The sequence below is a fragment of the Streptomyces sp. NPDC088254 genome (genome assembly GCF_044740925.1).
Classification (GTDB): Bacteria; Actinomycetota; Actinomycetes; order Streptomycetales; family Streptomycetaceae; genus Streptomyces.
In genome coordinates this window covers 248,058-267,114 of record NZ_JBIURQ010000009.1, presented here as the reverse complement: position 1 = coordinate 267,114, position 19,057 = coordinate 248,058, and the positions used below count along the sequence as shown (strand labels likewise).

16 protein-coding genes and 1 pseudogene are annotated in these 19,057 nt (G+C 72.1%); 10 read left to right on the top strand and 7 right to left on the bottom strand.

The features are described 5' to 3' along the window. Positions 1–92 precede the first annotated feature (92 nt). From gltB to ACIOC0_RS26235, 3 genes and pseudogenes are all read left to right on the top strand, one after another. Positions 93–4,694: a glutamate synthase large subunit gene (gene gltB, locus ACIOC0_RS26245; protein ID WP_402158001.1), complete on the top strand. Its 4,602-nt coding sequence runs from the start codon at positions 93–95 to the stop codon at positions 4,692–4,694. Next, a complete protein-coding gene (locus tag ACIOC0_RS26240) occupies positions 4,687–6,150 on the top strand; it encodes a glutamate synthase subunit beta (RefSeq protein WP_402158000.1) in 1,464 nt (487 codons plus the stop codon). The genes gltB and ACIOC0_RS26240 overlap by 8 nt, the downstream gene beginning before the upstream one ends. A gap of 273 nt (positions 6,151–6,423) precedes the next feature. Next, positions 6,424–6,570: pseudogene (locus ACIOC0_RS26235) on the top strand (VWA domain-containing protein); the annotation flags it as partial. Position 6,571: 1 nt separating this feature from the next. Here ACIOC0_RS26235 and ACIOC0_RS26230 read toward each other — a convergent pair. Further along, positions 6,572–7,513 (bottom strand): acyl-CoA dehydrogenase family protein, encoded by a 942-nt coding sequence (locus ACIOC0_RS26230; protein ID WP_402157998.1) that lies wholly within the window; start codon positions 7,511–7,513, stop codon positions 6,572–6,574. Further along, positions 7,513–8,652, bottom strand: a complete 1,140-nt coding sequence (locus ACIOC0_RS26225; RefSeq protein WP_402157996.1) for an acyl-CoA dehydrogenase family protein — start codon at positions 8,650–8,652, stop codon at positions 7,513–7,515. The genes ACIOC0_RS26230 and ACIOC0_RS26225 overlap by 1 nt, the downstream gene beginning before the upstream one ends. A 47-nt stretch (positions 8,653–8,699) precedes the next feature. Here ACIOC0_RS26225 and ACIOC0_RS26220 point away from each other — a divergent pair, with 47 nt between their 5' ends. From ACIOC0_RS26220 to ACIOC0_RS26210, 3 genes are read left to right on the top strand one after another with little or no spacing between them, the layout of a single operon-like run. After that, the gene (locus tag ACIOC0_RS26220; protein ID WP_402157994.1) at positions 8,700–9,488 is read left to right on the top strand and encodes an SDR family oxidoreductase; all 789 of its coding nucleotides are present in this window, start codon (positions 8,700–8,702) and stop codon (positions 9,486–9,488) included. A 21-nt stretch (positions 9,489–9,509) separates the two neighbouring features. After that, positions 9,510–10,145: a TetR/AcrR family transcriptional regulator gene (locus ACIOC0_RS26215; RefSeq protein WP_402157993.1), complete on the top strand. Its 636-nt coding sequence runs from the start codon at positions 9,510–9,512 to the stop codon at positions 10,143–10,145. Between the two features lie 34 nt (positions 10,146–10,179). Beyond that, positions 10,180–11,337, top strand: coding sequence for an acetyl-CoA C-acetyltransferase (locus ACIOC0_RS26210; protein WP_402157992.1), 1,158 nt, complete (start codon positions 10,180–10,182; stop codon positions 11,335–11,337). A 116-nt stretch (positions 11,338–11,453) separates the two neighbouring features. Here ACIOC0_RS26210 and ACIOC0_RS26205 read toward each other — a convergent pair whose 3' ends face one another. The 4 genes from ACIOC0_RS26205 to ACIOC0_RS26190 form a co-directional block, all read right to left on the bottom strand. Next, positions 11,454–12,518, bottom strand: a complete 1,065-nt coding sequence (locus tag ACIOC0_RS26205) for an NAD(P)H-dependent flavin oxidoreductase (RefSeq protein WP_402157990.1) — start codon at positions 12,516–12,518, stop codon at positions 11,454–11,456. Further along, positions 12,518–13,234, bottom strand: coding sequence for a CoA-transferase subunit beta (locus ACIOC0_RS26200; RefSeq protein WP_402158218.1), 717 nt, complete (start codon positions 13,232–13,234; stop codon positions 12,518–12,520). The genes ACIOC0_RS26205 and ACIOC0_RS26200 overlap by 1 nt, the downstream gene beginning before the upstream one ends. Positions 13,235–13,449: 215 nt before the next feature. Continuing rightward, positions 13,450–14,286, bottom strand: a complete 837-nt coding sequence (locus tag ACIOC0_RS26195) for a CoA transferase subunit A (RefSeq protein WP_402157989.1) — start codon at positions 14,284–14,286, stop codon at positions 13,450–13,452. After that, complete coding sequence (locus ACIOC0_RS26190; RefSeq protein ID WP_402157988.1) at positions 14,283–15,047, bottom strand: enoyl-CoA hydratase family protein; 765 nt, start codon at positions 15,045–15,047, stop codon at positions 14,283–14,285. Before ACIOC0_RS26190 ends, ACIOC0_RS26195 begins: the two co-directional genes overlap by 4 nt. A 101-nt stretch (positions 15,048–15,148) precedes the next feature. Between ACIOC0_RS26190 and ACIOC0_RS26185 the strand changes: the two genes are divergently transcribed. Beyond that, positions 15,149–15,913, top strand: coding sequence for an SDR family oxidoreductase (locus tag ACIOC0_RS26185; RefSeq protein WP_402157987.1), 765 nt, complete (start codon positions 15,149–15,151; stop codon positions 15,911–15,913). Position 15,914: 1 nt separating this feature from the next. After that, positions 15,915–16,856: an SDR family oxidoreductase gene (locus ACIOC0_RS26180; protein WP_402157986.1), complete on the top strand. Its 942-nt coding sequence runs from the start codon at positions 15,915–15,917 to the stop codon at positions 16,854–16,856. Between the two features lie 57 nt (positions 16,857–16,913). Here ACIOC0_RS26180 and ACIOC0_RS26175 read toward each other — a convergent pair whose 3' ends face one another. Next, positions 16,914–17,810: a hypothetical protein gene (locus tag ACIOC0_RS26175; RefSeq protein ID WP_402157984.1), complete on the bottom strand. Its 897-nt coding sequence runs from the start codon at positions 17,808–17,810 to the stop codon at positions 16,914–16,916. 176 nt (positions 17,811–17,986) lie between these two features. Between ACIOC0_RS26175 and ACIOC0_RS26170 the strand changes: the two genes are divergently transcribed. Then, on the top strand, positions 17,987–18,346 hold the full coding sequence (locus tag ACIOC0_RS26170) for a chorismate mutase (protein ID WP_351093075.1): 360 nt from the start codon (positions 17,987–17,989) through the stop codon (positions 18,344–18,346). 173 nt (positions 18,347–18,519) lie between these two features. Then, positions 18,520–19,035: a two-component system response regulator gene (locus tag ACIOC0_RS26165; RefSeq protein ID WP_402157982.1), complete on the top strand. Its 516-nt coding sequence runs from the start codon at positions 18,520–18,522 to the stop codon at positions 19,033–19,035. Positions 19,036–19,057: the final 22 nt, after the last annotated feature.

The following is a 19,057-nucleotide window of genomic DNA, read 5'->3' as shown; positions in this document are numbered from 1 at the left end:
ATGTAACCTGCACGAAATTTTGCACCCACGCAGAGGGCCAACGTCGTCCCTCGGCAATCTGCATATGCCACTTGACGACGACGGGAGAGCCGATGCGTACGCCGCGCCAGCCGTCCCAGCACTCCACGAATGGCCGAAACTGGTCCTTCATGGATGCTCGCCCTGCTGCGCAGGGTATGTACGACCCCCGCAACGAGCACGACGCCTGCGGCGTCGGATTCGTGGCCACTCTGACGGGCGAGGCGAGCCATACGCTGGTCGAGCAGGCGCTGACCGTCCTGCGCAACCTCGAGCACCGCGGCGCCACCGGCTCCGAGCCGGACTCCGGCGACGGCGCGGGCATCCTCACCCAGGTCCCGGACGCCTTCTTCCGCGAGGTCGCCGGATTCGACCTGCCCGAGGCCGGTTCCTACGCCGTCGGCATCGCCTTCCTCCCCGAGGACGGCGCCCAGGAAGCCGTCTCGCGCATCGAGACGATCGCCGGCGAGGAGGGCCTCACCGTCCTCGGCTGGCGCGAGGTCCCCGTCGCCCCCGAGCTGCTCGGCGCTACCGCGCGTTCGACGATGCCCGCCTTCCGGGAGATCTTCGTCACCGACGGCGCCAGCGAGGGCATCGCCCTCGACCGCAAGGCCTTCGTGCTGCGCAAGCGCGCCGAGCGCGAGGCCGGCGTCTACTTCCCCTCGCTGTCCGCGCGGACCATCGTCCACAAGGGCATGCTCACCACCGGCCAGCTGGAGCCGTTCTTCCCCGACCTGTCCGACCGCCGCTTCGCCTCGGCCGTCGCCCTGGTCCACTCCCGCTTCTCCACGAACACCTTCCCGAGCTGGCCGCTCGCCCACCCGTACCGCTTCGTCGCGCACAACGGTGAGATCAACACCGTCAAGGGCAACCGCAACTGGATGCGCGCCCGCGAGTCCCAGCTGGTCTCGGACCTGTTCGGCACGGACGACAAGGCCATCGAGCGGATCTTCCCCGTCTGCACGCCGGACGCCTCCGACTCGGCGTCCTTCGACGAGGTGCTCGAACTCCTCCACCTGGGCGGACGCTCGCTGCCGCACTCCGTGCTGATGATGATCCCGGAGGCGTGGGAGAACCACGACTCCATGGACCCGGCCCGGCGCGCCTTCTACCAGTTCCACTCCACGATGATGGAGCCCTGGGACGGCCCCGCCTGCGTCACCTTCACCGACGGCACCCAGGTCGGCGCCGTCCTCGACCGCAACGGCCTGCGCCCCGGCCGCTACTGGGTCACCGACGACGGCCTCGTCGTCCTCGGCTCCGAGGTCGGCGTCCTCGACATCGACCCCGCCAAGGTCGTCCGCAAGGGCCGGCTGCAGCCCGGCCGCATGTTCCTCGTCGACACCGCCGAGCACCGCATCATCGAGGACGACGAGATCAAGGCGCAGCTCGCCGCCGAGCACCCCTACGCCGAGTGGCTGGAGGCCGGCGAGATCGAGCTGGTCGACCTGCCCGAGCGCGAGCACATCGTGCACACCCACGCCTCGGTCACCCGCCGCCAGCAGACCTTCGGCTACACCGAGGAGGAGCTGCGCGTCATCCTCGCGCCGATGGCCAAGGCCGGCGCCGAGCCGATCGGCTCGATGGGCACCGACTCGCCGATCGCCGCGCTGTCCTCGCGCCCGCGACTGCTCTTCGACTACTTCACCCAGCTGTTCGCCCAGGTCACCAACCCGCCGCTGGACGCCATCCGCGAGGAGCTCGTCACCTCGCTGCGCTCCTCGCTGGGCCCCGAGGGCAACCTGCTGGAGCCGACGGCGGCCTCCTGCCGCAGCGTCACCCTGCCGTTCCCGGTCATCGACAACGACGAGCTGGCCAAGCTCATCCACATCAACGCCGACGGCGACATGCCCGGCTTCAAGGCCGCGACCCTCTCCGGCCTGTACCGGGTGCACGGCGGCGGCGACGCGCTGGCCGCCCGCATCGAGGAGATCTGCGCCGAGGCCGACGCCGCCATAGACAACGGCGCCCGTCTGATCGTCCTGTCCGACCGGCACTCCGACGCCGAGCACGCGCCGATCCCGTCGCTGCTGCTCACCGCGGCCGTCCACCACCACCTCATCCGCACCAAGCAGCGCACCCAGGTGGGCCTGCTGGTCGAGGCCGGCGACGTCCGCGAGGTCCACCACGTGGCCCTGCTGATCGGCTTCGGCGCGGCCGCCGTCAACCCCTACCTGGCCATGGAGTCCGTCGAGGACCTGGTCCGCGCGGGCACCTTCCTGTCGGACATCGAGGCCGAGAAGGCCATCCGCAACCTGATCTACGCCCTCGGCAAGGGCGTCCTGAAGGTCATGTCCAAGATGGGCATCTCCACCGTCGCCTCCTACCGCGGCGCCCAGGTCTTCGAGGCCGTCGGCCTCGACGAGGCCTTCGTGGAGAAGTACTTCGACGGCACCGCCACCAAGATCGGCGGCGTCGGCATCGACGTCGTCGCCCAGGAGGTCGCCGCCCGCCACGCCAAGGCCTACCCGGCGTCCGGCATCGCGCCGGCCCACCGGGCCCTGGAGATAGGCGGCGAGTACCAGTGGCGCCGCGAGGGCGAGCCGCACCTGTTCGACCCGGACACGGTCTTCCGCCTCCAGCACTCCACGCGCACCGGCCGCTACGACATCTTCAAGAAGTACACGGACCGTGTGAACGAGCAGTCCGAGCGGCTCATGACGCTCCGCGGCCTGTTCGGCTTCAAGTCCGGTGACCGGCAGCCGATCTCCATCGACGAGGTCGAGCCCGTCTCCGAGATCGTCAAGCGCTTCTCCACCGGCGCCATGTCGTACGGCTCCATCTCCCAGGAGGCGCACGAGACCCTCGCCATCGCCATGAACCAGCTGGGCGGCAAGTCCAACACCGGTGAGGGCGGCGAGGACCCGGAGCGCCTGTACGACCCGGCGCGCCGCTCCGCGATCAAGCAGGTCGCCTCCGGCCGCTTCGGCGTGACCTCGGAGTACCTGGTCAACGCGGACGACATCCAGATCAAGATGGCCCAGGGCGCCAAGCCCGGCGAGGGCGGCCAGCTGCCCGGCCACAAGGTGTACCCGTGGGTGGCCAAGACCCGGCACTCCACCCCCGGCGTCGGCCTGATCTCCCCGCCGCCGCACCACGACATCTACTCCATCGAGGACCTGGCCCAGCTGATCCACGACCTGAAGAACGCGAACCCGCAGGCGCGGATTCACGTGAAGCTGGTCTCCGAGGTCGGCGTCGGCACGGTCGCGGCGGGCGTGTCCAAGGCGCACGCGGACGTCGTCCTCATCTCCGGCCACGACGGCGGCACCGGCGCCTCCCCGCTGACCTCGCTGAAGCACGCGGGCGGCCCCTGGGAGCTCGGCCTCGCCGAGACCCAGCAGACCCTGCTGCTCAACGGCCTGCGCGACCGGATCGTCGTCCAGACCGACGGCCAGCTCAAGACCGGCCGCGACGTGATCATCGCCGCGCTGCTCGGCGCCGAGGAGTTCGGTTTCGCGACCGCGCCGCTCGTCGTCTCCGGCTGCGTCATGATGCGCGTCTGCCACCTGGACACCTGCCCGGTGGGCATCGCCACCCAGAACCCGACGCTGCGCGAGCGTTACACCGGCAAGGCCGAGCACGTGGTGAACTTCTTCCAGTTCATCGCGCAGGAGGTCCGCGAGCTGCTGGCCGAGCTGGGCTTCCGCTCCATCGAGGAGGCCGTCGGCCACGCCGAGGTCCTCGACGTGACGCGGGCCGTCGACCACTGGAAGGCGCAGGGCCTGAACCTGGAGCCCCTCTTCCACGTGCCCGAACTGCCCGAGGGCGCGGCGATGCACCAGGTCGTCGGCCAGGACCACGGCCTGGCCAAGGCGCTCGACAACGAGCTGATCAAGCTCGCCGCCGACGCCCTGGCCGCGGACTCCGCGACCGACGCCCAGCCGGTGCGCGCCCAGGTCCAGATCCGCAACATCAACCGCACGGTCGGCACCATGCTCGGCCATGAGGTGACGAAGAAGTTCGGCGGCGCGGGCCTGCCCGAGGACACCATCGACATCACCTTCACCGGCAGCGCGGGCCAGTCCTTCGGCGCGTTCCTGCCGCGCGGCGTCACGCTGCGCCTGGAGGGCGACGCCAACGACTACGTCGGCAAGGGCCTCTCCGGCGGCCGCGTGATCGTCCGTCCCGACCGGGGCGCCGATCACCTCGCCGAGTACTCGACGATCGCGGGCAACACGATCGCCTACGGCGCGACCGGCGGCGAGCTGTTCCTGCGCGGCCGCACCGGTGAGCGGTTCTGCGTCCGCAACTCCGGCGCGACGGTCGTCTCCGAGGGCGTGGGCGACCACGGCTGCGAGTACATGACCGGCGGTCACGCGGTCGTCCTCGGCGAGACGGGCCGCAACTTCGCGGCCGGCATGTCGGGCGGCATCGCCTACGTCATCGACCTGGACCGCGACAACGTCAACGTGGGCAACGTCGACGCGATCGAGGCCCTGGACGACACCGACAAGCAGTGGCTGCACGACGTGGTGCGCCGCCACGCCGAGGAGACCGGCTCGACGGTCGCCGAGAAGCTGCTCGCCGAGTGGGACGACGCCGTGGAGCGCTTCAGCAAGATCATCCCCAGCACGTACAAGTCAGTGCTCGCCGCCAAGGTCGCCGCCGAGCAGGCCGGTCTCTCCGAGACCGAGATCACCGAGAAGATGATGGAGGCGGCGATCAATGGCTGACCCGAAGGGCTTCCTGAACCACGGGCGTGAGGTCGCCAAGTCCCGCCCCGTCGACGTCCGCATCAAGGACTGGAACGAGGTCTACGTCCCCGGCTCGCTGCTGCCGATCATCAGCAAGCAGGCCAGCCGGTGCATGGACTGCGGCATCCCGTTCTGCCACAACGGCTGTCCGCTGGGGAACCTGATCCCCGAGTGGAACGACTACGCCTACCGTGAGGACTGGGCGGCCGCCTCGGAGCGGCTCCACGCGACGAACAACTTCCCGGAGTTCACCGGGCGGCTGTGCCCGGCCCCGTGCGAGTCGGCGTGCGTGCTCGGCATCAACCAGTCGCCGGTGACCATCAAGAACGTCGAGGTCTCGATCATCGACAAGGCGTGGGAGACCGGTGACGTCGCCCCGCAGGCGCCCGAGCGTCTGTCCGGCAAGACGGTCGCCGTGATCGGCTCGGGCCCGGCCGGTCTGGCCGCCGCCCAGCAGCTGACCCGGGCCGGCCACACCGTCGCCGTCTACGAGCGCGCGGACCGTATCGGCGGCCTCCTGCGCTACGGCATCCCCGAGTTCAAGATGGAGAAGCGGCACATCAACCGCCGTATCGAGCAGATGCGCGCGGAGGGCACCCGCTTCCGCACCGGCGTGGAGATCGGCCGCGACCTCAAGGCGACCGACCTGAAGAAGCGCTACGACGCGGTCGTCATCGCCGCCGGCGCCACCACAGCCCGCGACCTGCCCGTCCCCGGACGCGAGCTCAAGGGCGTCTACCAGGCCATGGAGTACCTGCCGCTGGCCAACAAGGTGCAGGAGGGCGACTTCGTGGCGCCCCCGATCTCCGCCGAGGGCAAGCATGTCGTCGTCATCGGCGGCGGCGACACCGGCGCGGACTGCGTGGGCACCGCCCACCGCCAGGGCGCGGCCTCCGTCACCCAGCTGGAGATCATGCCCCGCCCGGGCGAGGAGCGGAACGCCGTCGCCCAGCCGTGGCCGACCTTCCCGATGCTCTACAAGGTCACCTCGGCGCACGAGGAGGGCGGCGAGCGGGTCTACGCCGTCTCCACCACCCACTTCGAGGGTGACGAGGACGGCAACGTCCAGTGGCTGCACCTCACCGAGGTGGAGTTCATCGAGGGCAAGCTGACCCCGAAGCCGGGCACCGAGCGCAAGATCCCCGCCCAGCTGGTCACCCTCGCCATGGGCTTCACCGGCACCGACCGCGAGAACGGCCTGGTCGAGCAGTTCGGCCTGGAGCTCGACGAGCGCGGCAACATCGCCCGCGACGCCGACTTCCAGACCAACGTCCCGGGCGTCTACGTCGCCGGCGACGCCGGCCGCGGCCAGTCCCTCATCGTGTGGGCGATCGCGGAAGGCCGCTCGGCCGCCCGCGGCGTCGACCGCCACCTGAGCGGAGCCAGCGACCTGCCGGCCCCGATCCGCCCGACGGACCGCGCCCTGACGGTCTGACGGCACCTCACACACGTCCCGTACAAAGGCGTGCGGAACACAGACGGCGCCTGCCCAGTCCCCGACCGGACCCCGGGCAGGCGCCGTCGCACTGTGTGCGGGTGTGGGAGAGCGAGCCCGTGGTCGCGATCAGTCTCAGCAAGGTGGAGGAGACCGCGCCCGCGCTGGGCCGCCTGTACAAGAGCGCCGGGGCGTCCCTCGCCGAGCACGGTCGCCGGCGGCCAGCGTGAGCTGCGCGCCGGTACGGCGGACCACCTCGCGCACGGCCGCGCAAAGCGGGTCGTCGACAACGCCGGTTTCTTCCACGCCGGTTCCGACCCGCGGCGGATGACCGACGCGGAGCTGTACGACCGGCTCCTCGGTGAGTTCCCCCAGTGGCCGGCGGCGGCGCGCAGCCAGGGCATCGTGCGGGGCCGTTGAGTCAGGCTGTGCCGAGGACTGTGGTGCGGCAGGCTTGGGGGGTGCCCCAGGAGTGGCGGAGGGCTTGGGCCTTGGTGAGCCACAGGGAGAGGTCGTGTTCGGCTGTGTAGCCGAGCGCGCCGTGCAGGTGCAGGGCGGCGCGGGCGGTGGTGTACGCCGCCTCGCAGGCGCTGACCTTCGCGGCGGCCACGTCGGCCGGGGTCATGGTGAGGGCGGCTCCCAGGACCAGCGGGCGGGCGAACTCCAGGGCGATCTTCGCGTCCGCCAGCCGGTGCTTGACCGCCTGGAAGGAGCCGATCGGCACGCCGAACTGGGTGCGCCGCCCGACGTGGGCCACGGTGCGCTCGAGCAGAGTCAGGCCGACGCCCAGGGCCTGGGCAGCGGTGGCGAGGCGCGCCCACAGCAGGGGGGACGCCGGCGCGGGGGTGAGGAGTTCGCCGCCCGGGAGGAGGGCGGTGAGGCGGCGGGCGGGGTCGAGGCCGGTGCGGACGGGGCCCGCGCCGGGGGCCAGTCGCAGCCCCTCGGCGCAGAGCGACAGGTGCAGCGCCGCCGCGTCGCCGTCGAGGGCGCGCACACCGTCGTACGCCAGCGTCGCCATCGTCTCCCCGGCCGCGATCCCCGGCAGGAAGCGCTTCGCGTGCGGGGTCCGCGCCAGCAGCGCGGCGGCGGCCACCGTCTCCACGAGCGGCCCCGGCACCGCGTGCCGCCCCAACTCGACGAAGGCGACGGCGACTTCGACGGGCCGCGGCCCCAGCCCCTCGTACTCCTCCGGAACCGCCAGCGCGAAGACGCCCGCCTGCGCGACACGGGACCACAGCGCACGGCCGCCCGCCGGGTCGCCGCGACTCCAGTCCCGTATCACCGAGGGCGTGCCCGCCGCGGTGAGCATCGCGTGCAGCGAGGCCGCGAAGTCCCGCTGCAGGTCGTCGAGGAGAAAACGCATCAGCGGCGCCCCTTCGGCAGGCCGAGCAGGCGTTCGGCGATGATGTCCCGCTGGATCTCGTTGGCCCCGGCGTAGATCGGGCCGGCGAGCGCGAACACGTACCGCTCGGCCCAGTCGGCGTCGGCCGGCTCGCCGTCCCCGCCGAGCAGGTCGAGGGCCGTCTCGTGCAGCGCGATGTCGTACTCGGACCAGAACACCTTGTTCAGGCTGGACTCGGGCCCCAGGGACTCGCCCGCCAGGAAGCGGGACGCGGCCGCGAAGGTGAACAACCGGTAGGCGCGGGCTCCGATCACGGCGTCGGCGACCCGCTCCCGTGCCCACTCGGGGGCACCCCGTGCCCGCCACAAGTCCCGCAGCCGGTCCGCGCTCGCCAGGAAGCGGCCGGGGGAGCGCAGGGTGAGACCGCGTTCGTTGGCGGCCGTCGCCATGGCGATCCGCCAGCCCCGCCCGGGCTCGCCGATGACGTCCTCGTCCGGCACGAACACCTCGTCCAGGAACACCTCGGCGAACGCCGGCTTCCCGTCGAGCCGGCCGATCGGACGGACCGTGACGCCCGGCGCCCGCAGGTCGAACATGACGTAGGTGAGGCCCTGGTGGGGCTTCGGCGCGTCGGGGTCGCTGCGGAACAGCCCGAAGGCCCGGTCGGCGAAGGCGGCGCGGGAGGACCACGTCTTCTGCCCGCTCAGGAGCCAGCCGCCGGCCGTGCGCACCGCCCTGGACCGGAGGGACGCCAGGTCCGAGCCGGCCTCGGGCTCCGACCAGGCCTGCGCCCACACCACCTCGCCGGTCGCCATCGACGGCAGGACGCGGTCGCGCTGCTCCTCGGTGCCGTGCTCGAACAGGGTGGGGGCCAGCAGGCTCACGCCGTTCTGGTTGACGCGTCCGGGCGCGCCGGCCGCGTAGTACTCCTCCTCGAACAGCAGCCAGCCGATCAGCCCGCAGTCCCGCCCCCCGTACGCCGTCGGCCAGTTCACCACCGACCAGCGGTCCGCGGCGAGCTCGGCCTCCCAGGCGCGGTGCGCGGCGAAACCGGCCTCGGTCTCGAGCGAGGGCAGGGGCGACGACGGCACATGCGCCGCCAGCCAGGCACGGGCCCCGGCCCGAAGCGCTTCCTCTTCGGGCGTGAAGGCGAGATCCATCGACGACCTCCTTCCCTAACAAGTGTTTGGTAGGTTAGCGTGGTCCTATGACAGGCGTCGAGACTCCGGCCTACGTCCCCGGACACGGACTTCTGGCGGGCCGCACCGCCGTCGTCACCGCCGCCGCCGGCGCGGGCATCGGCGGCGCCACCGCCCGCCGCTTCCTCCAGGAAGGCGCCCGCGTACTGATCAGTGACGCCCACACGCGCCGCCTCAAGGAACACCACGCCGCACTCGCCGCCGAGTTCGGCGACGCCGCGGTGACCGCCCTGCCGTGCGACGTGACGGACGAGGACCAGGTCCGCGCCCTGTTCGACGCCGCCGTCGACGGGCACGGACGGCTCGACGTCGTCGTCAACAACGCCGGCCTCGGCGGCACCGCACACCTGACCGACATGAGCGACGAGCAGTGGACCCGCGTCCTGGACGTCACACTGAACGGCACCTTCCGCTGCACGCGCGCCGCCCTCAGACGCATGCGGTCCACCGGCGGCGGAGTCATCGTCAACAACGCCTCCGTCGCCGGCTGGCGCGCCCAGGCCGGACAGGCCCACTACGCGGCCGCCAAGGCCGGCGTGATGGCACTGACCCGCTGCGCCGCCGTCGAAGCCGCCGACTACGGCGTACGCGTCAACGCGGTGGCCCCCAGCCTCGCCATGCACCCGCACCTCGCCAAGGTCACCACCCCCCAACTGCTCCAGGAGCTCACCGCGCGCGAGGCCTTCGGACGCTACGCAGAGCCCTGGGAGGTCGCCAACGTGATCGTCTTCCTCGCCTCCGACTACTCCTCCTACCTGACCGGCGAAGTCCTGTCGGTCAGCAGCCAGCGCGCCTGAGGCGGAGGCGACAATGAACCCGTGCCTACCAAGAAGAAGCCCCAGGTGACCGCCCCGGAACCGGCCGCGGCCGGCGGCGCCCGCGACCGCCGCGGCGAACTCCTCGACACAGCCGCCGAGGTCTTCGCCGAACAGGGCTACAACGCCACCACCGTCCGCAAGATCGCGGACCACGCGGGCATGCTCGCCGGCAGCCTCTACTACCACTTCGACTCCAAGGAGTCGATGCTGGAGGAGATCCTGCGCACCTTCCTCGACGAACTCTGGGACGGCTACGACACCGTCCTCGGCGCCCGGCTCGGCCCCCGCGAGACACTCGAAGCGCTCGTCACCGAATCCTTCCGGGAGATCGACCGGCACCGCGCCGCCGTCGCCATCTACCAGAAGGAGAGCCGGCAACTCGTCGCCCAGGAACGGTTCGCGTTCCTCGCCGAATCACAGCGCAGGTTCGAGAAGACGTGGCTGTCCACCCTGGAACGCGGGGTCGCCGACCGGGCCTTCCGCGCCGACCTCGACGTCCGGCTCACCTACCGGTTCGTCCGCGACACCGTCTGGGTCGCCGCCTCCTGGTACCGGCCCGGCGGACAGCACAGCCCGGAGGACATCGCCCGCCAGTACCTGTCGATGGTGCTGGACGGGATCGCCGTACGCGAATGACCGCGCAAGCAGATTCCCCAGGGGAGTGGATGACATGGCCGAGGCCTACATCGTCGAAGCGGTCCGCACGCCCGTCGGGCGACGCGGGGGAGGACTCAGCGGCGTCCATCCCGCCGACCTGGGCGCGCACGTCCTCAAAGCCCTCGTCGCCCGGGCCGGCGTCGACCCGGCCGCCGTCGAGGACGTCGTCTTCGGCTGCCTGGACGCCGTCGGCCCGCAGGCCGGCGACATCGCCCGCACCTGCTGGCTCGCCGCCGGACTGCCCGAGGAGGTGCCCGGCGTCACCGTCGACCGGCAGTGCGGATCCTCCCAGCAGGCCGTGCACTTCGCCGCGCAGGGCGTGCTCTCCGGCACCCAGGACCTCGTCGTCGCCGGCGGCGTGCAGAACATGTCGCAGATCCCCATCGCCTACGCCACCCGGCAGGCCGCCGAACCGCTCGGCTTCACCCAGGGCCCCTTCGCCGGCAGCGAAGGCTGGCGCGCCCGCTACGGCGACCGGCCCGTCAACCAGTTCGCCGGCGCCGAGATGATCGCCGCCAAGTGGGGCATCAGCCGCACCGACCAGGAGGAGTTCGCGCTGCGCTCCCACCGGCGGGCGCTGCGCGCCGTCGACGAGGGCCGCTTCGAACGCGAGACCGTCCCCTACGGCGACGTCACCGTCGACGAAGGACCCCGCCGCGACACCTCCCTGGAGAAGATGGCCCAACTCAAGCCCGTCATCCCCGGCGGAACCGTCACCGCCGCCTGCTCCTCCCAGGTGTCCGACGGAGCGGCCGCCCTGCTGCTCGCCTCCGAACGCGCGGTGCGCGAACACGGCCTGACCCCCCGCGCCCGCGTCCACCACCTGTCGGTGCGCGGCGAGGACCCCGTCCGCATGCTCACCGCCCCCATCCCCGCCACCGCCCACGCCCTGAAGAAGACGGGCCTGTCCCTCGACGACATCGACCTCGTCGAGATCAATGAGGCGTTCGCACCCGTCGTCCTGGCCTGGCTGAAGGAGACCGGCGCGGACCCCTCCAAGGTCAACGTCAACGGCGGCGCGATCGCCCTCGGCCACCCGCTCGGCGCGACGGGCGCCAAACTCATGACCACCCTCCTGAACGAACTGGAACGCACCGGCGGCCGCTACGGCCTCCAGACCATGTGCGAGGGCGGCGGCCAAGCCAACGTCACCATCGTCGAACGAGTCTGAGCGAGCGTCAGCACACTCGGGCCGGGGCGGATGTCGTCCGCGCCTGCACCCTCGCCGACGCCTTCACCCACGGCGTTCGCCCCCCGAGCCCGACCACCGCTCGACGACCGTCCTTGTCATGCCGGCCCGGCACCACCGGACACCGGCAACGCGTCCACGGCCGACCGGGCTTCGTCCATCAGCCGCTCCACCAACTCCGCGCACGAGGGCAGATCCTCGATCACCCCCGCCACCTGCCCCGCCGCCATCACCCCCAGATCCGTCCGCCCGTCCACCATCGCCGACCGCAGCAGCATCGGCGTGTTCGCGGCGAGCAGCACCTGACTCCACGACAGGTCCTTGCCGTGCCGCAACGCCAATCCCTCACGCACCATCTGCCCCCACCCCAGCCCCGACAGCCGCCGGAACCGAGCCGCATGCCGCACCGCCCGCGACAGCGCCCGCACCCGCCCCGACCGCTCCAGCGACTCCACCAGCTCCGTACGCAGCATGCGGTGCGGCAGGCCGTCCACCGCCCGCGTCACCGTCACGTCCCGGACCGTCGCCGCCAGATACCGCGCCTTCACCGCGTCCGGCACCGTCGAGTCCGACGTCAGCAGGAACCGCGTGCCCATCGCGATCCCCGCCGCCCCGTACGCCAGCGCCGCGATCAGGCCCCGGCCGTCGAAGAAGCCGCCCGCCGCCACCACCGGCACGTCCACGGCGTCCACGACCTGCGGCAGCAGCACCGTCGTCGCCACGTCCCCGGTGTGCCCGCCGCCCTCACCGCCCTGCACCAGCACCGCGTCCGCACCCCATGCCACGACCTTCTCCGCGTGCCGGCGCGCCCCCACGGACGGGATCACGACGACACCGGCCTCCTTCAGCTCGGCGATCAGCTCCCGGGAGGGGGCCAGCGCGAACGACGCCACCCGCACCCCCTCGTCCACCATCACCCGCACCCTGTCCCCGGCATCCCGCGCGTCCGCCCGCAGATTGACCCCGAACGGTGCGTCCGTACGGGACTTCACCTCATGTATCGCCTCCCGCAGCCCGTCGACGGTCATCGTCGCCGAGGCGAGGACGCCCAGCGCACCCGCGTTCGCCACCGCCGACACCAGACGCGGCCCGGCCACCCACCCCATCCCCGTCTGCACGATCGGACACCGGACGCCGACCAGCCGGGTGAACGCGGTCTCCATCAGTGCGCGACCTCCCGCACCCGGGCGCCCCCCGGATCGATCACCTCACGGATCAGCCGCAACTCCTCCACCGTCGGCTCCCGCGTGTACGGCACCTCGTCCGGGACGGCGAGCGCGAACCCCGTCGCCTCCCGCACCTCCTTCACGCTCACCCCCGGATGCAGCGAGACCAGCCGCATCGAACGGTCGGGGCCGCCGAAGTCCAGGACGCACAGGTCGGTGACCACCCGCACGAGACGGTGGTGAGGGGCGTCGCCGGCTCGGTCGTACCCCACCCCGCACACCATGTCGACCTTCTCCACGAAGACCCGCCGCGAGTGCCTCGGCACCCAGTAACTCGTAGGGTTGTTCAGGGTGTTGACGGGCGCTCCCCGCACCCCGAGCAACTGTCGCGTCGGCCGCGCCCAGTCGCCGATGCACGAGATGTTCTGGTTGCCGAACCGGTCTATTTGGCTCGCCCCCATCATCACGTGCCGCCGCCCTCCCGTCACCAGCGCCAGATGCTGCCGGTAGGGCAGCCACCCCTCGACGGCGCCGGCCGGGTCGACGAGCAGCGCCTCGCCGTCGGTGAGCAGCACCTGGGAAGCGAAGGTGAGCCGGGCGAGCCGGGCGCCGACCGAGGGGATCAGCCCCATCGGGCTCACCAGGGCCTCACCCGCCCCTCGCCACACCTCCGCGCAGGCGACGACGCAGTACTCGGCCCGGGTGACCGCCATCGAGCCGGTTCCCACCTCCGCCGAACCGGCCCCCACCTCCGCCGAACCGGCCCCCACCTTCGTCGAACCGGTCCCCACCTCCGCCGAACCGGCCCCCACCTCCGTCGAACCGGCCCCCACCCCCGCCGAGCCGTCCCGCGCCTCCGCCTTGTGGCCCCGCGCTTCCGCCGGCCCTCCGTGTGCCGCCGATCCGCGCCCGGTCCGCTCCCGCTCCTTCACGGCTCCTCCCCGACCGCCGACTGGTACGCCCGTTCGTCCCCGGCGAGGTACCGCGCCGAGAACTGCGGCCACGCCGTGGTCGCGTACCGCTTCTGGAACGCCTCGTCCCGGCCGTAGTCGGGCGCGCAGGACGTGAAGTGCGCCCCGTTCGGGGCCTCGACCACACCCGTCACCGTGTGCCTCTTGAGCAGCAGCGACTGTGGCGCCGCCTCCTTCGTCAACTCGGCTGTGTCGACGACCCGTTCGCAGGACACGTAAGCCGCGTCCGCCGCCTCGCAGAACAGGTCGTCGAAGTAGGGGTCGGGCCCCAGATACTGCCCGTTGCCCAGCCGGTCGGTCCGGTTGACGTGCACCAGCGCCGCGTCCAGCCGCAGCGCGGGCATCGCCACGAACGTCTCCCCGTCCTCGTACGGCGAGGTCACCGTCCGCAGACCCGGGTTGACCCGCATCACGTCCGAACCCAGCCCCGCCCGCACCGGCAGGAACGGCATCCGGTGGGCGGCCGCCCGCAGCCCCCACATGAACATCGCCTCGTCGACCTCCGTCAGCTCGAAGGCCCCCCGCTCCCGCGCCGCCCGGTAGTGCGGTTCGAGCGGGATCGAGTCCAGCGTGACGAACGCCGTCACCAGTCTCCTGATGCGGCCGGCCGCCGCGAGCATGCCCACGTCCGGGCCGCCGTACGACACCACCGTCAGGTCCCCGACATCGGAGCGGAGCAGCGCGCGGACCAATGCCATCGGCTTGCGCCGTGAACCCCAGCCGCCGATCCCCAGCGTCATCCCGCTCTCCAGCCGGGACACCGCCTCCTCGGCGGTCATCGTCTTGTCGCTCACCCGCGTTCCCCCTTCCCGGCCCCCTCGGCCACTCCGAAGCGCGCCCGGACCCGCTCGCCCACCCCGCTCGCCCCCGCCTCGTAGGTGAACCCCTGCTCGAAGCGGTAGCTGCGGCGCACGTCCACCGGATCGATCCCGTTGAGAGCGGCCTTGGCCAGCCGCAGCAACTCCCCGTCCTTCGCGGCGATCTCCCGGGCCAGCTCCAGCGCGCCCGCGACCACCTCGTCGGGCGGCACCACCCGCCACACCGCGCCGTGCGCCCGTAACTCCCGGGCCGAGACCGTGCGCGAGGTGTAGTACAGCGTGCGCATCAGATGCTGGGGGACCAGCCGGGCCAGATGCGTGGCCGCGCCGAGGGCTCCCCGGTCCAGCTCCGGCAGCCCGAACACCGCGTCCTCACCTGCCACGATCGCGTCCGCGTTCCCCACCAGACCCACCCCGCCGCCCAGACAGAAACCCCGCACCGCCGCCACCACCGGTACCTCGCACTCGTACACCGCGGCGAACGCCTCGAAGCAGCCGCGGTTGGCCCCCACCAGCGCACCGTCCCCCCGCGCCTGTATCTCCTTGATGTCCACGCCCGCGCTGAAGCCCCGCCCCTCGGCGGCCAGCACCACGCACCGCACCTCAGGATCGCTGCCTGCCGTGCGCACCGCCTCGGCCAGGGCGAACCAGCCGGCCACCGGCACGGCGTTCACCGGCGGGAAGTCGACCGTGACGACGGAAATCCCCTTTTCCGGGGACGAGGTGGAGACACCCATGGACGCATCAGCTACCTTCGCACTCAGCTACCTTTCCACCAAACATTTGTTAGGTGTGAGGCTTCGAAGCTAGCAGTCGCCGCGGACGAGCGGGAGGGCCTGTGGATAACTCGCTGCACGGCAGAACGGCCGTCATCACCGGCGGCACCCGCGGAGTCGGCGCCGGCATCGCACAGGCCTTCGCCGAAGCCGGCGCCCACGTCATCGTCTGTGCCCGCCGTCCCCCCGAACTCCCGCTGCCCAAAACGGAGTTCGCCGAACTGGACGTCCGGGACACCGAAGCCGTACGGCGCTTCTTCACCGACCTGCCCCGCCTCGACGTACTCGTCAACAACGCGGGCGGCGCCCCCCACCGCCCCCTCGCCCCCACCGACGCCGGACACCACGTCCGCGTCCTCGAACTCAACCTCGTCGCGCCGCTGACCGTGTCCCTCGCCGCCTACGAGCAGCTCCGGCGCGCCCGCGGCTCGATCGTGATGATCGGCAGCGTCAGCGGCTCCCGCCCCTCGCCCGGCACCGCCGCCTACGGCGCGGCCAAGGCAGGCCTGGAGAGCCTCGCCCGCTCGATGGCCGTCGAATGGGCGCCGGACGTCCGCGTCAACACCGTCGTCCCCGGCATGGTCCGCACCGAGCGGTCCCACCTCCACTACGGGGACGACGGCGGCGTCGCCGCCGTCGCCCGCACCGTCCCCCTCGGCCGCCTCGCCGAGCCCCGCGACATCGGCGCGGCGGCCGTCTTCCTCGCCTCCGACGCCGCCGCCTACATCAGCGGCGCCGGCCTCCTCGTCCACGGGGGCGGCGAGCGGCCCGCGTTCCTCGACGCGGCAGACACGGCAGACGCGACGACGTCAGACAAGGAGGAGTGAGATGACAGGACTGTGCACGGGGCGGGTCGTCGTCGTCACCGGCGCCGGACGGGGCCTGGGCCGCGCCCACGCCCTCGCCTTCGCCGCCGAGGGCGCCCGGCTCGTCGTCAACGACCTCGACGTCGGCCTCGACGGCGCATCCGACCCCCGCGACGCCTCCCACCCCGGCGGGGCTCCCGGCCTCGGCAGCCCCGCCGCCCGCGTCGCAGCCGAGATCCGCGCCGCCGGCGGCGAGGCCGTCGCCCACACCGGCGACATCGCCACCGCCGAGGGCGCCGCCTCCCTCGTCACCACCGCGCTGGAGACGTACGGCAGCCTCGACACCCTCGTCAACAACGCCGGCTTCCTGCGCGACCGGATGCTCGTCAACCTCGACGAGGACGACTGGGACGCCGTCGTACGCGTCCACCTCAAGGGCCACTTCCTGCCCCTCAAGCACGCCGCCGCGCACTGGCGCGCCGAGGCCAAGGCCGGCCGCGCACCCGGCGCCCGGATCATCAACACCAGCAGCGGCGCGGGACTGCTCGGCTCGGTCGGACAGGGCAACTACAGTGCCGCCAAGGCCGGCATCCTCACCCTGACCCTGGTCGCCGCCGCCGAACTCGCCCGTTACGGCGTCCAGGTCAACGCCATCGCCCCCGCCGCCCGCACCCGTATGACCGAACGCACCTTCGCCGACACCATGGCCGCACCGGCCGCGGGCTTCGACGCGATGGCCCCCGAGAACGTCTCCCCGCTGGTCGTCTGGCTCGGCTCCGCCGCCAGCGACGGCGTCACCGGCCGCGTGTTCGAGGCGGAGGGCGGCCGCATCACCGTCATGGAGGGCTGGCGCGCCGGCCCGACCGTGGACAAAGGCGCACGCTGGACCCCGGCGGACGCGGGGGAGACGGCACGCATGCTGCTGGAGCGGGCGGAACCGCCGGGGAGGGTGTACGGGACATGACACCCGGGCCCCGGAGCTGCCCGGCCCCGCCCCTGTCCCGGCGCCGGCCGCCTCCGACTACGTGTCGCACTCCAGCACCGTCCGGCACAACCCGCACCGCGCCCGCACCCGCCCGCGCACCGGCACCCGGATCCGCTGGAGACACGTCGGACACGAGAACGCCACCCGCAGCGGACCGCCCGCGTCCGGGACGAAGTCGTACGGCGCGTCCGCGACGACGGCGAGCGGCCGGTGATCCTGCGCGTGCCGCCGGTCACGCACGTACCGCCGCCGCCCCGACCACCCCGCCGCCGACAACGGCGGCTGCCGCTCGTCGAGCCGCGCCCGCTCCCGACCCCGCACATACGCCGTGTACGCCTGCGCACTGGTGAACCACGTCGACGGATCCTCCCCGAAGACCAGCGCCCGCTTCGCCAGCACGTACCCGAACTCCTCCGGAGTCAGATACCCCAGCTTCTGCGACGAGACCGCGTCCTCCCGATAGGCGTCCAGCAGCAACCAGCCCGCACCCAAATACGTCGTCGCCGTGTCGGTGAGGATCTCGTTCTCCCGGGTCCCGGCGAACGACAGGCCCAGACGGTGCAGGAAGACATGCATGATCTCGTGGGCCAGCGCCGCGCCGATGTCCCGCCGATGCGCCCGGAACCGTTCGTTCAGCTCGACGAAGTACTCCGGGCCCGCCGCCAGCTCCACGTTCGCCGCGTGCCGCATCTCACGGAACCCCACGATCATCCGGGCGTCCGGCAGCCGGTAGTGCCGCACCAGCTCACGCGCCACCCGCTGCGCCCCCAGATACAGGTCGTCGGAGTCGCAGAACGCCACGTCCGCCGGGGCCACGCTGACCGCGAACCGGTGCACCGTGTCGTACGACAACCGCCTGTACAGCGCGGTGACGGCCGCCCGCACCGTCTCCAGATGCGGAAAGCCGTGCTCGACCGGACCACCGTTCGCCACGTCCGTACCCCCAAGACGTCCCGGCACGCCGTGCAGCCGTCTCCACTGTACGAGGATCCGAACCGGACGAGGATCCGAACCGTACGAGGATCCGACGGCACGACAACCCCCGACCGCCGCCGATCCCACCGCCCGCCCAACCCGCCACCAGGGACGACGGACTAGGGTGAACGCCCATGACGACCAGCGACACCAGCAGCACCGCAACCGGCGACGTCGACCCCGCCGTCCGCGAAGAGCTCGAACGGCTGCGGGCCAGCATCGACAACATCGACGCCGCCGTCATCCACATGCTCGCCGAACGCTTCAAGGCGACCCAGCAGGTCGGCCACCTCAAGGCCCGCCACCAGCTGCCCGCCGCCGACCCCGCGCGAGAGGCGCGCCAGATCGCCCGGCTGCGCGCCCTCGCCGAGAGCGCCAAACTCGACCCGGCCTTCGCCGAGAAGTTCCTCAACTTCATCGTCGCCGAGGTCATCCGCCACCACGAGCGCATCGCCGACGACACCGTCAACGGCGCGGCCCCCACCACCGGCTGACCTCGACGGACGCCCCCCTCCACGCCGGCCCCCGCACACCCCGCACCCCCGCCGGCGCCCGCCGCGCACCACCCACCCGTACGAACCGGCCGGTACGCCGTGTCAGCCGACGAGCACTGCCCGTCAGCGTTCCGACGTAAGCTGGTGGTCCCATCGCGGAGGGACGTCGGGTCATGCCGCCGGATGCCAAGATCCTCATCGTCGACGACCACCAGGACACGCTGTACGCGCTCGAAAGCGCACTGGCCCCCCTGGGGTACCGCCTCGCCCGCGCCACCAGCGGCGACGAAGCACTCAAGCAGGTACTGCGCGGACAGGTCGGCCTGCTCCTCCTCGACGTGCGCATGCCCGGCGTCAGCGGACTCGACGTCGTGCGCTACATGCGACGGCTGGAACAGACCCAGCACATCCCCGTCATCCTGCTCACCGGCTTCGGACCCGACCACGAACTGACCTCCGCCGCCTTCGAACTACGCGTCGCCGACCTCGTCATGAAACCCGTCGACCCCTGGGCACTGCGCACCAAAGTCCGCTACCTCTACGACGCCCACCGACGCCACCTCGCCCTCGAACACGAAGTACGCGCCCTGCGCGCACTGGTCAAAGACCCCGCGGACACCATCCACGACACCCGCGTCCCCCTCCAACGCGAGAACGACCCCCACCCCCCGCTCCCCACAGCCCCCTAGTACGGCGGCTCCGGCGCGAGAA

Bases quoted from the DNA above. Each gene is read 5' to 3' on its own strand.
- gltB (WP_402158001.1), top strand. From the start codon at position 93: ATGCGTACGCCGCGCCAGCCGTCCCAGCACTCCACGAATGGCCGAAAC.
- ACIOC0_RS26240 (WP_402158000.1), top strand. From the start codon at position 4,687: ATGGCTGACCCGAAGGGCTTCCTGAACCACGGGCGTGAGGTCGCCAAG.
- ACIOC0_RS26230 (WP_402157998.1), bottom strand. From the start codon at position 7,513: ATGCGTTTTCTCCTCGACGACCTGCAGCGGGACTTCGCGGCCTCGCTG.
- ACIOC0_RS26225 (WP_402157996.1), bottom strand. From the start codon at position 8,652: ATGGATCTCGCCTTCACGCCCGAAGAGGAAGCGCTTCGGGCCGGGGCC.
- ACIOC0_RS26220 (WP_402157994.1), top strand. From the start codon at position 8,700: ATGACAGGCGTCGAGACTCCGGCCTACGTCCCCGGACACGGACTTCTG.
- ACIOC0_RS26210 (WP_402157992.1), top strand. From the start codon at position 10,180: ATGGCCGAGGCCTACATCGTCGAAGCGGTCCGCACGCCCGTCGGGCGA.
- ACIOC0_RS26205 (WP_402157990.1), bottom strand. From the start codon at position 12,518: ATGGAGACCGCGTTCACCCGGCTGGTCGGCGTCCGGTGTCCGATCGTG.
- ACIOC0_RS26200 (WP_402158218.1), bottom strand. From the start codon at position 13,234: ATGGCGGTCACCCGGGCCGAGTACTGCGTCGTCGCCTGCGCGGAGGTG.
- ACIOC0_RS26190 (WP_402157988.1), bottom strand. From the start codon at position 15,047: ATGGGTGTCTCCACCTCGTCCCCGGAAAAGGGGATTTCCGTCGTCACG.
- ACIOC0_RS26180 (WP_402157986.1), top strand. From the start codon at position 15,915: ATGACAGGACTGTGCACGGGGCGGGTCGTCGTCGTCACCGGCGCCGGA.
- ACIOC0_RS26170 (WP_351093075.1), top strand. From the start codon at position 17,987: ATGACGACCAGCGACACCAGCAGCACCGCAACCGGCGACGTCGACCCC.
- ACIOC0_RS26165 (WP_402157982.1), top strand. From the start codon at position 18,520: ATGCCGCCGGATGCCAAGATCCTCATCGTCGACGACCACCAGGACACG.